The sequence below is a fragment of the Streptomyces sp. NPDC053560 genome (assembly GCF_044544605.1).
Classification (GTDB): Bacteria; Actinomycetota; Actinomycetes; order Streptomycetales; family Streptomycetaceae; genus Streptomyces.
In genome coordinates this window covers 53,971-67,541 of record NZ_JBITXI010000005.1, presented here as the reverse complement: position 1 = coordinate 67,541, position 13,571 = coordinate 53,971, and the positions used below count along the sequence as shown (strand labels likewise).

At 70.2% G+C, this 13,571-nt stretch carries 14 protein-coding genes; all 14 read left to right on the top strand.

From position 1 onward, the window contains the following. The first annotated feature begins 54 nt into the window (after nucleotides 1-54). The 14 genes from ACIGQF_RS12820 to ACIGQF_RS12755 all read left to right on the top strand — a co-directional run bounded on the left by ACIGQF_RS12820 (nucleotide 55) and on the right by ACIGQF_RS12755 (nucleotide 13,367). Entirely contained in the window at nucleotides 55-369 is a 315-nt protein-coding gene (locus ACIGQF_RS12820; RefSeq protein WP_399708888.1) for a hypothetical protein, read from the top strand. A 97-nt stretch (nucleotides 370-466) separates the two neighbouring features. Continuing rightward, complete coding sequence (locus ACIGQF_RS12815) at nucleotides 467-1,651, top strand: ParB/RepB/Spo0J family partition protein (protein WP_399708885.1); 1,185 nt, start codon at nucleotides 467-469, stop codon at nucleotides 1,649-1,651. An 82-nt stretch (nucleotides 1,652-1,733) separates the two neighbouring features. Further along, nucleotides 1,734-2,564 carry a class I SAM-dependent methyltransferase gene (locus tag ACIGQF_RS12810; RefSeq protein ID WP_399708882.1) on the top strand — a complete coding sequence of 277 codons (831 nt, stop codon included), beginning with the start codon at nucleotides 1,734-1,736 and terminating at the stop codon, nucleotides 2,562-2,564. A gap of 128 nt (nucleotides 2,565-2,692) precedes the next feature. Beyond that, on the top strand, nucleotides 2,693-3,145 hold the full coding sequence (locus ACIGQF_RS12805; protein ID WP_399708879.1) for a hypothetical protein: 453 nt from the start codon (nucleotides 2,693-2,695) through the stop codon (nucleotides 3,143-3,145). Nucleotides 3,146-3,223: 78 nt separating this feature from the next. Further along, nucleotides 3,224-3,661, top strand: a complete 438-nt coding sequence (locus ACIGQF_RS12800; RefSeq protein ID WP_399708876.1) for a hypothetical protein — start codon at nucleotides 3,224-3,226, stop codon at nucleotides 3,659-3,661. Between the two features lie 83 nt (nucleotides 3,662-3,744). Then, entirely contained in the window at nucleotides 3,745-4,830 is a 1,086-nt protein-coding gene (locus ACIGQF_RS12795; RefSeq protein WP_399708873.1) for a hypothetical protein, read from the top strand. 75 nt (nucleotides 4,831-4,905) lie between these two features. Beyond that, on the top strand, nucleotides 4,906-5,862 hold the full coding sequence (locus ACIGQF_RS12790; RefSeq protein WP_399708870.1) for a hypothetical protein: 957 nt from the start codon (nucleotides 4,906-4,908) through the stop codon (nucleotides 5,860-5,862). A gap of 173 nt (nucleotides 5,863-6,035) precedes the next feature. Then, the gene (locus ACIGQF_RS12785) at nucleotides 6,036-7,952 is read left to right on the top strand and encodes a DNA cytosine methyltransferase (RefSeq protein ID WP_399708867.1); all 1,917 of its coding nucleotides are present in this window, start codon (nucleotides 6,036-6,038) and stop codon (nucleotides 7,950-7,952) included. Between the two features lie 109 nt (nucleotides 7,953-8,061). Continuing rightward, complete coding sequence (locus tag ACIGQF_RS12780; protein ID WP_399708863.1) at nucleotides 8,062-8,376, top strand: hypothetical protein; 315 nt, start codon at nucleotides 8,062-8,064, stop codon at nucleotides 8,374-8,376. Between the two features lie 140 nt (nucleotides 8,377-8,516). Continuing rightward, nucleotides 8,517-9,419, top strand: coding sequence for a hypothetical protein (locus ACIGQF_RS12775; protein WP_399708860.1), 903 nt, complete (start codon nucleotides 8,517-8,519; stop codon nucleotides 9,417-9,419). Nucleotides 9,420-9,439: 20 nt separating this feature from the next. Then, nucleotides 9,440-10,366, top strand: coding sequence for a magnesium chelatase domain-containing protein (locus ACIGQF_RS12770; protein ID WP_399708857.1), 927 nt, complete (start codon nucleotides 9,440-9,442; stop codon nucleotides 10,364-10,366). An 88-nt stretch (nucleotides 10,367-10,454) separates the two neighbouring features. Further along, nucleotides 10,455-11,129, top strand: a complete 675-nt coding sequence (locus tag ACIGQF_RS12765; RefSeq protein WP_399708854.1) for a hypothetical protein — start codon at nucleotides 10,455-10,457, stop codon at nucleotides 11,127-11,129. A 34-nt stretch (nucleotides 11,130-11,163) separates the two neighbouring features. Then, nucleotides 11,164-11,841, top strand: a complete 678-nt coding sequence (locus tag ACIGQF_RS12760; RefSeq protein WP_399708851.1) for a hypothetical protein — start codon at nucleotides 11,164-11,166, stop codon at nucleotides 11,839-11,841. A 266-nt stretch (nucleotides 11,842-12,107) separates the two neighbouring features. Continuing rightward, complete coding sequence (locus ACIGQF_RS12755) at nucleotides 12,108-13,367, top strand: helix-turn-helix domain-containing protein (RefSeq protein ID WP_399708848.1); 1,260 nt, start codon at nucleotides 12,108-12,110, stop codon at nucleotides 13,365-13,367. Nucleotides 13,368-13,571: the final 204 nt, after the last annotated feature.

The following is a 13,571-nucleotide window of genomic DNA, read 5'->3' as shown; positions in this document are numbered from 1 at the left end:
GGTACCCAATAGAATTGATCTTGTTAACCCCTCCCCTCATCGAAGGAGCCCGAAATGACCGCCGCCAACTTCACCGCCAGCCAGGTCCGACAGCTCGAAGCATTCTCGAGCGCGCTGGGCGCCGAACTCGCGCGCTATGCGGCGCTGACGCCCGAGGAGCGGCGAGCCGAGAACCACGCGAACTGGGTCGCTGAGCAGCGGTACCAGGAGCGGTATGCGGCGTGGGCGGAAAAGTACAACGCGCAGGTGGACCGCGTGAACGCTGAGCGAGGCCGGCGGGCGAACGAGCGGCGGGCGGAGAAGGTCCGCGCGCAGACCTGCATGAAGTGCTTCCAGATCCCCGCCGCGAACGGGGAGTGCGGCTGCTGAACGAGCCCTGCCCGTAACCCTGCCCGCCGCATATTGGGTACCCAATATGCGGCGGGTGCCCCACCACCCGACCACCCCTCACCCGAGAGGACAGGCGATGACCGCCACCAACACCCGCACGAAGGCCACCGACTGCAAGGCGCCCGCGAAGGCGACCGCCAAGAAGGCCGTCGAACCGGCGAAGCGCAGCAAGAAGAGGGCCGTTGAGCCGACGAAGGTCGCCAAGCGCCGCGAGGTGGTTGCCGAGCAGGCCGAGCAGACGGCCGCGCAGGTGCGGACCGCGCTCAAGCGCATCCCGGTCGACCGGATCGACCGCGACCCGAACCAGCCGCGCGAGCACTTCGACCAGGCCAAGCTGAACGAGCTGGCCGGCTCGCTGCGGACGATCGGGCAGCAGCAGCCGATCAGTGTCCGGTACAACCCGGGCACGCGCCGGTACACGCTCATCATGGGCGAGCGCCGCTGGCGGGCCGCGCAGATCGCGAACCTGACCGAGCTGGACGCGCTCGTGCAGCACGGCATCAAGGACGGCGACCGCACGATTCTGATGAAGGCCGTCGCGGAGAACGTCGGCCGCGCGGACATGACCGAGCTGGAAGAAGCCAAGGCGTTCCACCGGCTCGTGGAGGACGACGGTTACACCATCGACGAGGTCGCCGAGGGTGTCGGCCGCTCCGCCGCGTACGTCGGCTGGCGGATGGACCTGCTCAAGCTGTGCGGCACGGCGCAGGAAGCCATGGCCAAGGGGCACTTGCCGCCCGCACTGGCCTGGTACGTGTCCAAGCTGAGCACGGACAACCAGGCGCGGTTCATCGCGAAGTACCTGCGCGGTCAGTTCGCGAGCACGCGGGACGCCGAGGCGTTCGTCAACGCCTGCCGGGCAGAGGAGGAGCGCCGCGCCTCGCAGGGCAGCTTCTTCGTCCTGGCCGACGAGACGACCGCTTCACCCACGCGAGACGCACAGGCCGCGTTGCCCGGTGCGCACGACGTGTCGGACGACGAGCGCGAGCGGATCATCGCCGACCGTACCCGGCTGACCAAGCGCGTCGACAAGCTCAGCACCGCCGGGGAAATCCTCTCCGAGCTCGTCGCTGCCGACCCCGACGAGCTGGCCGCGCTCCTGGCCGGAGTCGGCGGAGGCGTCGCCGGATACCGGCAGCGCATCGAGCACCTGCGGGACCTGACGACCAAGGCGATCAAGAACCTGCGGGACGCGCAGGCCATCGCCGCTGTCCGTGCGGGCGCCATCGAGATCAACCCGGACGCCGCGGCTGCGGCCTGACCCCAACTCCCCCGAGCAGCCGGGTCGCGGCGGTCACAGCCGCGTCCCCGGCGCTCCTCGCCCTGCCTCCGAGGAGGTTCCCATGCAGTTCCCGCCCGAAGTGCTGCGCGTCCTCACCGACCCGCGCACGATCATCCGAGACGACAAGGTCGCGGTGCCGTTCGAGATCGACCGGCCCGTGTACGAGCAGATGAACAAGGTGCTCAAGGAGATGAGCGGCCGGTGGGACGGCCGCAAGGCGGTCCGTGCGCACGTCTTCCCGTACCGCATCGAGGAGCACATGCGGCAGTGCCTCGCGGCCGGTGAGTACCCGAGCCGGTACGAGCAGGGCTGGTTCCCGACCCCGCCGAACCTGGTCATGCAAATCTGCGACCTGGCGGGCATCAATGCCGGGACGACCGTGCTGGAGCCCTCGGCCGGGTCGGGGGCGATGACGAGCGAGATCGCGCGGCGCGGCGGAATCGTGGACGGTGTCGAGCTGGACGCCCGGCGGGCCGAGATCCTGCGCGAGCAGGGCGACTGCCGCCGCGTGGTGCACGGGGACTTCCTCGGCCTGGACCCGCTGGACTACGCGGAGGAGGGCTTCGACCGGATCGTGATGAACCCCCCGTTCGCGGGCGGGCTCGACCACATCCAGCACGCTCTCGGGTTCATGGGCGACGACGGGATTCTCGTCTCGGTCATGTCCAACGGGCTGATGTGGTGGAGCGACAAGGCGGCGGTCGAGTTCCGCGAGCTGGTCGAAGAGGTCGGCGGCGAGATCGAGGCCCTGCCCGAGGATGCGTTCGCAGTGTGCGGGACGAACGTCCGCACGTGCCTGCTGTTCCTGCCGGGCTACGCGGGGAGCCGGCTCCGGACGTACGACTGGCTGATGCGGCAGCCGAGACAGCTCGACCTGTTCCCGGCGGCGTGAGATTTCCCGGTTTTCCGGGGTCGTTCCACTGGTCGAGATATTGGGTACCCAATAGAATTGATCATGGAACACTGCTGCACCCCCGGGCCGACGGCGGCCCGGGCAAGCGAAGAGAAAGCGAGCACAGCGTGAGCGAACCCATCCGACTGGCGACCTGCACGTACCAGGAGTTCGCGCCCACCATGGGCACTCCGGTCCGCACCACGGTCGGTCACCCGCGCTTCAAACTCAGCTACCCGCTGGCCGGCCACGCACGGTCCATCACGCCCACACGGGACCTGCTCAAGCTCAACGCCCGCGACGCGTACGAGTTCAGCTACCGGCGACTGCTGGAGTCGCGCGGCATCGACGTCGTCCGCGACGAGCTGACGCGCATCGCGGGCGCCAACGATCTCGACAGCCCGGTAGTGCTGCTCTGCTTCGACCGGCTGGCCAAGCTGCCTCCGGCCGACGCGTGGTGCCACCGGCTCATGTTCGGCGCCTGGTGGAAGGAGAAGACCGGCGACGACGTGCCCGAGCTGGGCGCCCAGCCGCCGGCCTCACCGACGCCGCCGCCGGCGCTGTTCGAGTTCGGCCAGTAGACCACCACCCACCACGGGGCGGACGGGCGCAGGGAATGCCCGTCCGCCCCGGCCCATGACCGAAGGGACACACGCACCATGCTTGAAGTCACCGTCTGCGCCAACGACCGGGACCGGTACCCGGCCTGGGTCGACCCCGACGAAACCCACGAAGAGGGATGGGTGAAGCCGTACTTCACCCTGGAGACCGCCCAGCGCATCGCCGAGCAGACACAGGCCGACGTCGCCGAACACGGCCACGGCGCGCACGACAGCGTGCACGTCTTCGACGGAGGCACCGAGAACGGCCAGCCCCGCGCCGTGGTCACCGTCATCTGCTGGATGAACATCGCCAAGCACGGCACCGCAGCGGCCACCGACATCGTCCTGCCCCGCCGCCTCGTCGACGAGCACCCCGACGCCGACCCCGGCGACCCGGGCACACCGGTCTGGCCCATCGGCGGCTTCGACTGGTGCTGGTACGCCATCGGCCCCGACGGCATTCACCCGCAGATCCCCTTTCAGCCCGGCACCTGACCGCGGCCCCCGGAGCGGGCGGAGGGCGGGAATCCCCGCCCGCTCCGGCAACCGAACCCACCTCACACCGCAGGAGCACCGCAATGCGCGAATTCACCGACACATGGGTCAGCGTCGACGACACCCACATCTACCCGGCCCGCGTCGACCTCTCGAACAGATGGAACGGCTGGCTCTCACCCGGCTTCACTCTCGACGCCGTCCGCCAGCTCGCCGCCCACACGCAGCAGACGGCCGACGAGCTGGGCTACGACTGCACGGACCAGATCGTCGTCATCGACGGCGAGCCGGCCCCCGTCGTCCTGCACATCCGCTGGCAGTGGGTCACCGACGACCAAGAGGGCACGGTGAACGTCGTCCAGCCCGACGCCGACGGCCGGTACTGGATCGGCGGCTGGGAATGGACCTGGTACCAGGTCGCCGACGGGCCGCTGTTCTACACGAAGAACGCCGCCTTCGACGCGTGGCGGGCGACGCTCACCGAGTCCGCCCGCCTCATGGGCGAGATCCTGCGCACCCTCAAGCCCGACGCCATCTCGGCCCTCGTCGACCTGACGGGCCTGGGACGCATCGTCAGCGTTCAAGGCACAGACGTGGACTGGCCGATCAGCAGCGAAGCCGACCCCGGCGCCGACGGTGAGGACGGGTACGGACCGTTCGACACCGAGACGCTGGGCGAGGCCGACGAAGTGCTACGCAAGGCCCTGGACCACGGCCACGACCCGCTCAGTCTGGAGCTCGCCGGGTGGCGGCCGGCCCGCGACATCGGCGAACCCGACCTGGTGCGGATCGTGTTCGGTCCACGCAGCGCCGACCCGGCCGGCGAGGGGCCGCTTGAAGAGGCCCGCGCCAAGGCGACGGAGGCCCGCCGCAAGCTGCTGACCGACTACGTGCCGTACCTCGTGCGCGAGTGCCGCGAGGCATGCCCGGGGGCGACCGGCGTCGTCGTCGACCCGGCGGCGGACGACCCGTTCGTCACGTTCCTCGTCGAGGACCCGGAAGGCCAGACCGTCGACGTGCCCGGTGACCTCGCGCAGCAGGTCGATGACCGGCTCGCCGGGATGTTCACGTACAGGCCGACCAGTGAGGACCTGGCCGCGTGCGGTTGGACGCCGGTCCCCGCGCCGCACCTGGACGGCGCGTTCGGCCTGACCTTCCCCGCCGAGTAGCCGCCCCCGACTCACGCCCGAACGGGCCGACACCGACGGGACCAACCCATGACAACGACACAGGGAACGACAGCCATGACTGTGCGTCCGATCACCGGCAGCGATATCACCACGTTCCACGCAGGCCGTAGCGACCTGCTGGTCCTCACCGCCGACGGCCGCTTCCAGCACCTCGACTACAGCGACGTCCGCCCCGCCACGGGCAAACAGCCGACGCCGTATGAACACGCCGCGGCCCGCGACGGGGCCGAGGTCCTGGTCCTCGTCACGCGCGCAGTCATCGACGCCGAGGACTGGCTGCCCGACTCGCTTGACGACGACGGCCGCCTGCTTCCCGCATACGCGGACACGATGGCCGAACTGATCCTTGCGGACGGCATCTTGCCCAGCCGCGTGCGGAAGGCCGCCGCAGCGACCGGCGGAGCCCGAGCACGCGCGGTCGCCGAAGTCATTGCCTACTGCGGCGGCGACAGCGACAGGGCCGGCCGTCTCCTCGGCGAACCCGCGCAGGGGGAGCGCCCCGGCCGCCGCTGCACCCAACACCCCACCGACACCAATCGAGGACGCCTCACGGCCACCCACGGCCCCCAGAAGCCCGCCTACCCCCTGCCCCCCGGCGACCGGATCGCCACGGCAGTCGATGAATCGCTCGCAGCGCTCGGCGGCGCGCAGAAGCGCGTCGGCCGCGTCATGGCCGTCGTCACCGCCGCAGCGGTCCGCGACGTCCTCACCGGCCACGACGCCGACACCCCGTTCGACGCGGGCAGCGTCGAGCTGACCGAAGGCGCGGACGGCTCACTGTTCGCCACCGGCCGGTACTGGACGGCCGCCGGCGAGGAGCGGCGGCTGACCGATGGACTCGACGACCTGGACGGTCAGTTCGCCATCGGCGAGATGGGTGAGTGGACGCCGTACCTGGACGACACCAACCGCGACGTGTGGCGCCCGCTGTGCGAGGAGCTGCCCGAACGGGACGGCCGCAAGTTCTACCGCATGGACCTGATCAAGGCGGCAGCCCTGCCCCTCGACTAGCGGTCTGACCTGCGGTTTCTTTCCAGATCCTTTGCCGACCCAGGCCAGAAAAACGGGCTTTCCAAAGCTGTCTTTGGAAAGAATGGATCTTGCACCACCACCCGACCGCGCGAGCGGGGGCGGGAATCCCCGCTCGCGCGGCCAGCACCGACCGACCTCACAGGAGATGCCGCATGGCCTACCAAGACTCCAGCCTGCCCGCAGGAGGTGCAGCCTCCGCCGTCGCCAAGCCCCGCACGAGACGGGCCCGCGCCTACAAGCACGACGGCAGCGACCTGACCATCCAGGACTGGTTCTGCGGGGCGGGAGGCTCAAGCCAGGCCGCTGAGCAAGTGCCCGGCCTGCGGGTGTCGTTCGCGACGAACCACTGGAAGCAGGCCCTCAAGTCGCACATGTTCAACTTCCCCGGCGTCGCCCACTACATCGGGAACATCCGCAAGGCGCCCGTCTGGTCGTGGCCGGTCGCTGACATCCACTGGGGCTCGCCGGAGTGCACGAACTGGTCCATCGCGAAGGGCATGAAGCGGAGCTTCCAGAAGGCCGTGCAAGGCGACCTGTTGGAGCTGTACGCGGCGGAGGAGGCGGAGAAGTTCCGCACAGCCGGCGACGAGGGTCCGGACGGGCCGACGCAGGAAGAGGAAGAGTCGCGCGCCCTGATGGAGGAGGTGCCGCTCTACCTGCGCGGCGTCCAGGAGCGCGGCCAACTGGTCAAGGCCGGTGTGGTGGAGAACGTCTGCGACGTCCGCAAGTGGGCGGAGTGGGACCGGTGGATCGGCGAGTTCCACAAGCTCGGCTATCACACGCGGCTGATCGCGCTGAACAGCATGCACGCCGACCCGCGGTCGGTGCACCGGGCGCCGCAGTCCCGTGACCGGCTGTACCTCGCGTACTGGCACAAGAGCCTGGGCCGCCACCCGAACTGGGACAAGTGGCTGAGGCCGCGCGCCATGTGCGTCCGCTGCGACGAGGTCGTGGCGGCCGTGCAGGTCTTCCGCAAGCCCGGCCGGGACATGGGCCGCTACAAGCAGGCGTACGACTACCGCTGCCCCAAGTCGGACTGCCGCTCGCTCGTCGAGCCCGAGACGCTGCCCGCGTCGGTGGCGATCGACTGGTCCATCAAGGGCACGCCGATCGGGTCGCGGCCCAAGAGCAAGGACGCGCCGGAGGGCCTTGCCCCGGCGACGATGGCCCGCATCCGTGCGGGGATCGCCCGGTACTGGCCGCACTTCGACGGGGTCGACGAGTTCGACGGGCAGGGCTCGCTGTTCGGCGAGGACCCTGTCGAAGCGGCCGGCCCTGGTGTGTCGCCTCTGCTCGTGCCGACCGGCGGCACCTGGCGCAACGGCGCGGCGAGCGTGGACGTGCCGATGGCGACGCGCACCACGAGGGAAGGGGACGGGCTGCTCGTCCCGCCGCCGTTGCTGATCCCGTGCGAGGGCCGGGACGGGAAGAAGGCCATGCGGGTGGATCAGCCGCTTCGCACGCAGACCGCGCGGGCTGAGACGGCCATCGCCTACCCGCCGCCGTTCGTGATCCCGATGCGCGGCGGGGGCGACAAGGAGAAGGCCCGGCCCATCGAGTCCCCGCTGCACACGGTGACGGCGGGCGGCCTGCACCACGGGCTCGTGACACCGGTGATGATCATGCGGAACAACGGGTCGCGCGGCTCCGGGGTTGAGCACTGCACGCCGATCGGTGAGCCGATGCGCACCATGACGACCACGGGGCACCAGTCGCTCGTCACCGCAGACCCGCTGCTCATGCCGTACTACGGCAACGGGCAGGTGCGCAGCGTCAACGATCCGATGGGCACGGTGCCCACGCGGGACCGGTGGGCGCTCCTGGAGAACGGCGAGTGGGACGTCTCCAAGATCCTGTTCCGGATGCTGGAGCCGAAGGAGATCGGCCGGGCGATGGCGTTCGCCGACAGCTACCGGGTGCTTGGCAGTAAGCGCGACCAGATCAAGCAGTACGGCAACGCGGTCACCCCGCCTGCGGCGGAGGTTCTGCTGTGCGCGCTGGTCGAGTGCGTCACCGGCGAGGAAATCGACCGGTACGCCGACCCGAGCCGCCTGGCACTGGCTGTGTGACCTGCGAAATCACAGCAGAAAATCCACCCAAACACGGATATCCAAAACCGATTTTGGAAAGAATGGTTTGTGGCACCACCAACCAACCCCACCCACACCGGGAGACGCCATGCGCGCAACGATCCGCCTCACCAACAGCGACATCCGCGCAGAGGACGCCACCGCCGCCGTCAAGCTCCTCGACATCGACGAAACGGCCAACTACCGCATGGACTGGACGTTCTGGACTCCGGGCCAGGCCACCGAGCACGGCACCGCATACGAAGCCGGCGACGGGCTCCGCGAGATCACACGCATCCTGCTCATGCTCCCCATGCACGAGGTCGAGCAGAACGAAGCCGACACCATCACCCTGCGCTGGACCCGCAAGACCAAGCGCAACAACTACCGCACCCACCAGTGCGTGATCAGCAAAGTCGCCTGAGCCACAGACAGGGCGCGGCCGACGGGGCGCAAAAGCGTGGGAATCCCGTCGGCCGCAGCGCCCAGCACCGAAGGGCCTCACAACCCGACCGAGCGCGTGAGGCCCACCGTACCCGCAATTCAGATCACCAAGGAGTACGCGTGAGCAGCAACGAGACAAGCCAGACCGGCCAGTTGGCCGCCGAGCTCGACGACGCCTGCGTGGCCACCGCGCAGGCCCGCGACCTCGTGTTCAAGGCGGCCGCCGAAGTCCTCGCCGGCATCACCCGCAAGCACTTCCCGACCGCGACGATGGTGACCGTTGAGCCGTCGGACGGCGCCCTCGTCGGCATCCACACAGATGCCGGCCGTGCGTGGTCGGCGTACGACCACGCGCCGAACAGTGTTCTGCCCCTACCCGCCCTCGACGAGGCGCACCGCGTCCTCGCTGCCGTGCTGGCCTTCGGCCGCGACCACGCCACGGTGACCGCCGCCGGATGGGAGCCGATTCCGAGCGGCGCGGGCCTGTACCACGTGACGCTGCCCGGCGACCCGGCCGAGAGGCCCGCTGCCGAGCAGCGGCCGACGTGGTCGGTCGAGACGATCCGCGCGGTCGACGTCGTCGACAACGACGAGGTCATGATCGACGGCCGGTGGCGGGAAGTCCTAGACGTCTGGGACGACGAGTCCGACCCGGCCGCCCAGTTCGGTGAGGACCACGAGTTCACGCAGCAGATCCGCGCCAAGGTCAACTGGCTCTCCCCAACGTACATCGCGCTCCGCCTCGCCGACGACGAGAAGTCGCGGTTCGACGAGGTCGTGAGCGAGATCCGCGTCATCCGCTGCCGTGATCTGATCCAGGTCCAGCGGATGAACGCCCCCGCCCCGGCCGATGTGCTCGCCGACGTCCTCGCCGTGGTCGAGCCGCTCGACGTGCGCGGAGCGCTGCGAGCCGGCACCGAGCTGTGGGCCGAGACCGGCGATCCGCAAGACGTCCTGAGCGAGTCGCAGCGCGAAACGCTCAGCACGCTGCGCGCCCACTTCACCAGCATCGACGACCAGTGACCGGCCGGAGGACCAGCATCATGAGCACTCAGGAACGCGAGTTCATCATCGTCGGCCAGGGCCAGGGCACGAGCTACACCCTGTGGGGCGTGGCCCCCGCCCCGGCCGACCCCGAGAAGCGGGCCGTCGCGCTCGAAGAGATCGCCGTCGACGCCATGGACGCACTGGGCGAGGTCACGACCGTGTTCGCGGCGACAGGCCGGGAAGCCGTCGACAAGCACGTGGCCAACATGCGGGAGCTCTCCGGCCTCGCCGACTACGGGCTGAGCCCCGACAGCAGGTGGGAGGCATACGGCCCGGCCGGCGACGTCGCCCCGGACAGCTCGACCTACGGCAACGCCGAGGCCGCCGCCGTGGCCGGGACGACCACCTACACGGTGACCGCCAGCAGCGCCCCCGGCGTTGCCGCCTTCGCCGTGGAGGAGTTGCCCACGCGGTACGTCACCGAGACCCGCGACCGCGTACGGGCGGGTGTGCTGAACAGCGGCTTGACCTGGCCCGAGTCGAACGTCCTCGTGAGGCTCGCGGCGGATGGCGAGCACACCACCCGCGGCACGAGCAGCCTGGACTTGGCCATCGCGTGCACGGTCCTCGCTGCGTCCGGCCGGATCGAGTCCGTGTCGCTGGAGGGCGTGACGCTCATCGGCGAGCTCGGTCTCGACGGCCGGGTCCGCGACCCGAGCGGCGTGCGCGACCTGGTGCAGGCCGCAGCCGCCGCAGGGCACCGGGCGGCGATCGTCCCGGACGCGGCGCTCGACGAGGCGCGCACCGTGCCCGGCATCCGCCTGCTCGGCGTCGCCAGCCTCAACGAGGTCCGCTCGCTGATCGGCGACCACTTCCACCACCCGGCCGGATGCGTGCACTGCACCGGCGACGCAGCGCACCGCGCATGCGCCGTCGACGAGCCGTGCGCCGACTGCCGCGCCACGTCCGCGACCGTCGCCTGACCTTCGCTCACCCCGCACGGGGCCGCCCGCGGCACCTCGCGGGCGGCCCCGCCCCGTTTCATGCCAGCCAGACCCGAAAGGACCCACTGTGAGCGTCGACCTCAGCGCCGTGGACTTCACCCCGTACGGCCCCGACCGTTTCGCCGAGCACCTGCCGTTCGGCCGCAGCGGCTACCTGTTCACCGTCCTGGGCAGCTTCCCGGACGACACCCCCAGACACACCAACGTGACCGACTGGGAGATGGCGGTGTACCGCACCGGCGCTTCCGGCAAGCAGCGGTGGGAGGTCCGCGACATCAACGGACGCCGCCGCGTGTGGGGCGAGGACGGCACCCGCAGGGGCGCCGTCGGCCTCGCCTTCGCCGAGATCGCCCGGAAGCGCCGCGCCCGCGCGGCCGACATCCGCGACCGGCGCGTGAACCTCCTCGGCCTCCAGCCCGACCCGCCCTACATCGTGGAGGTCACTGCGGCGGTTCACCTGGTCCTCACGCCGCAGGGCATCGGGCGCCTCACGCGCATCCAGCCCGACTCCGAGCCCGGCCAAGCGGCGAGCTGGCGTGTGGCCGACGTCCTGACCGGAGAGGAACGCACCGTCGATGCGTACGGCCGGCTCGACCTCCCGGAGGTGCGGACGGGCGTGCTGCACGCCGAGTGCGGGTGCGACCCGGACGGCGACGTGGCCCGTTTCGAGAACGCCGAGGACGCCACCGCGCACGCCCAGGAGCACCTGACCGCCTACTGGGACTGTCCGCGCACGGCCTGACCGGGAGAGGGGTATCGCCATGGAGGGATGGAGCATGCGCCCGATCCGGATGCCGGACGCGCACCTGCCGAACAGCGCGACCGAGCCGTGGACGTGCCGCACGTGCGCGAGCGTCTGGCCGTGCGAGAGGGCACGGGAATACCTCGACTCGGGCCGCTGCCAGTGCGGTGCCCCGTCGTGGTGGGAGCAGCGCGGGCCGCGCAGTTGGCACGTCGGCCCGCGCTGCTACACGCCCCGGGACCGGCTGCTCGCTCTCGCGGAGGATGCGCGGCAGGCTCGGGCCGCCCATCCGCACTACCCGCCGAGCCACTACTACCCGGCCAAGCCCCGGCGGGCCGTGCGGCAGCGACCTCCGTTCGAGCACACTCCCGCGGCTGCCGGCGACGTGAAGCCCGGCACGTGGCTGTGGGTCAAGCCGGGCGGGCTGCACCCCGGTTGGGGCGACATCCACCGGTTCGCGATGCTCACCGCGGCCGGGACGCCGAAGTGCGAGGTATGGCTTCACTGCGACGGAACTGTGCACCAGGTGCGGGCCGAGCTGCTGATCCTCGACCTGAGCGGGTGGCGCACGAGACTGGATGCGATCCGGGGTCGGCGGATGCCCGACGAGTGGGGATGGCTGCGGTGGACGGTCGCCCGGCACCTGGACCATGCTCGGCCGGCCCCGGCCGAGGCCGAGCCGGAGCCGGAACAGGAGGCCCTGTTCGCCTGACCCGCACCACCCCGAGGGGGCCTGACGGCACACGCCCGTCAGGCCCCCTCACCGCGTTCCACAGCCCTCCAGGGCCGCAGCCTTCCCCCACTCCACGTGGGCGCCGTTCGGCGGTCACAGGCCGAACCAGGCCCGCCCAGTGCCCAGTTCGCCCGCAGCCATCCCCCTACGGCTCAACTCATGCAGGAGCGACGCCGTTTGCTCAGTATTGTGATCTGAAAGCTCGCCAGATCCAGGTGCAGCGCGAAGAGTTGCGAGGAGAGCCCGTGACGCCCATATACCTGTCTCCCGACACGCCGAACTGGCGGCCCAAGTCCGAGGAGGACATCCGGTCCGTCGTCGACGGCGGAATGCTGAGCGAGTCCAACCGGCTCGACGCGAAGAAGGAACTCAAGACGAAGGGCGACAACAAGGAGCTGGCCCGGGATCTCGCGAGCTTCGCCATCGACGGCGGCACGCTGATCATTGGCGTCGACGAGGACAAGGAGCAGCGCCGCTTCGTCTGCACGCCGCAGCCGCTCAAGGGCCTGGCGGAGAAGATCGACGACGTCGCCCGCACAGTCCCGGACCCGCCGCTGAACGTCATCACCGACGAGATCCCGAGCGTGGACGACCCCACCACCGGATACGTCCTGGTGCACGTGCCGCCGAACCCGCAGGCCCCGCACATGGTCGACGGCCGCTACTTCGGGCGCAACGACAAGCAGAAGCACGTCCTGACCGACGCGGACGTGTTCCGGCTGCATGCACGTCGGCGTTCCGGTGAGCAGGACGCGTTGACGCTCCTCGCCCGCGAGATGAGCGACGACCCCATGAGGGACGTGGGCAAGGCGCATCTGTTCCTCGTCGCGCAGCCGATGGCGGGACGGGACGACATGCTGCTGGACCTCACCAGCGGCCAGGACTGGAACTACAAGCTGGCGCAGTTCCTCCCACGTGTGTCCACCCCCGAGCTGGACGAGTTGCTGGCCGAGGCACGCGTGTATCCCGAAATCGGCGATGCCACCAACGGCTCCCGCAGGGCAGGCGGGGCAGCCAAGAGCAGCCCTTGCCTCGCCGACGGGCGTGTGTACCAGCCGGGAGGCCGCATCGACCCCGACGCCATTGAGATCCAGTTCTTCGAGGACGGGGGATTGCGCCTGTTCCAGAGCCGGTTGTCGGACGAGCTCCGCCCCGGCCTGGAAGTGATCATCGACGCGGCCCCCGTGAGCCTGCTCCGGAGGTTCCTCGCTTTGGTCACGGCGGTCGCCGGGGACACCGGATACCTCGGAAGCTGGGCGCTCGCGGCCGGGGCGACCAGTCTTCGCGGCAAGGTCGCGCATTCCACCACCGACTACGTACGGTACTTCGGCCAGAGCCCCACCTACGACCAGGACGACTACCAGCGGGCGACCGCCGCGAGTTGGGCGGAACTGACGGCCAGCCCCGGCGCCGTCACCCGGAGACTGATCGGGCCGCTCCTGCGCACCCTCGGATGCGAAGAGCGCTGGATGAACGCCCTCACCGACTCCGCGCCGCCCACGTAGACGACGGCGCCCCGGCTGCCGCGTGGGACATCGCCCGAGGTCACGGCTCTGGCCGCACGCCCGGGGCGGTCACTGCGAGTGTGTGTATCATCCCTCTCCGCAGTCGGCCGTCCTGTGCAGCGGCGCGGCCGACCGCAGGCGCCGGTGGTCGCAAGTAGCACGCTCGCCGTCCTGGTGAGAGGTCCAGGTTCAAGCCCTGGCCGG

What these genes read in the sequence shown, in the direction of transcription:
- ACIGQF_RS12820 (WP_399708888.1), top strand. Translation starts at nt 55, where the DNA reads ATGACCGCCGCCAACTTCACCGCCAGCCAGGTCCGACAGCTCGAAGCA.
- ACIGQF_RS12795 (WP_399708873.1), top strand. Translation starts at nt 3,745, where the DNA reads ATGCGCGAATTCACCGACACATGGGTCAGCGTCGACGACACCCACATC.
- ACIGQF_RS12785 (WP_399708867.1), top strand. Translation starts at nt 6,036, where the DNA reads ATGGCCTACCAAGACTCCAGCCTGCCCGCAGGAGGTGCAGCCTCCGCC.
- ACIGQF_RS12770 (WP_399708857.1), top strand. Translation starts at nt 9,440, where the DNA reads ATGAGCACTCAGGAACGCGAGTTCATCATCGTCGGCCAGGGCCAGGGC.
- ACIGQF_RS12790 (WP_399708870.1), top strand. Translation starts at nt 4,906, where the DNA reads ATGACTGTGCGTCCGATCACCGGCAGCGATATCACCACGTTCCACGCA.
- ACIGQF_RS12780 (WP_399708863.1), top strand. Translation starts at nt 8,062, where the DNA reads ATGCGCGCAACGATCCGCCTCACCAACAGCGACATCCGCGCAGAGGAC.
- ACIGQF_RS12800 (WP_399708876.1), top strand. Translation starts at nt 3,224, where the DNA reads ATGCTTGAAGTCACCGTCTGCGCCAACGACCGGGACCGGTACCCGGCC.
- ACIGQF_RS12760 (WP_399708851.1), top strand. Translation starts at nt 11,164, where the DNA reads ATGCGCCCGATCCGGATGCCGGACGCGCACCTGCCGAACAGCGCGACC.
- ACIGQF_RS12815 (WP_399708885.1), top strand. Translation starts at nt 467, where the DNA reads ATGACCGCCACCAACACCCGCACGAAGGCCACCGACTGCAAGGCGCCC.
- ACIGQF_RS12810 (WP_399708882.1), top strand. Translation starts at nt 1,734, where the DNA reads ATGCAGTTCCCGCCCGAAGTGCTGCGCGTCCTCACCGACCCGCGCACG.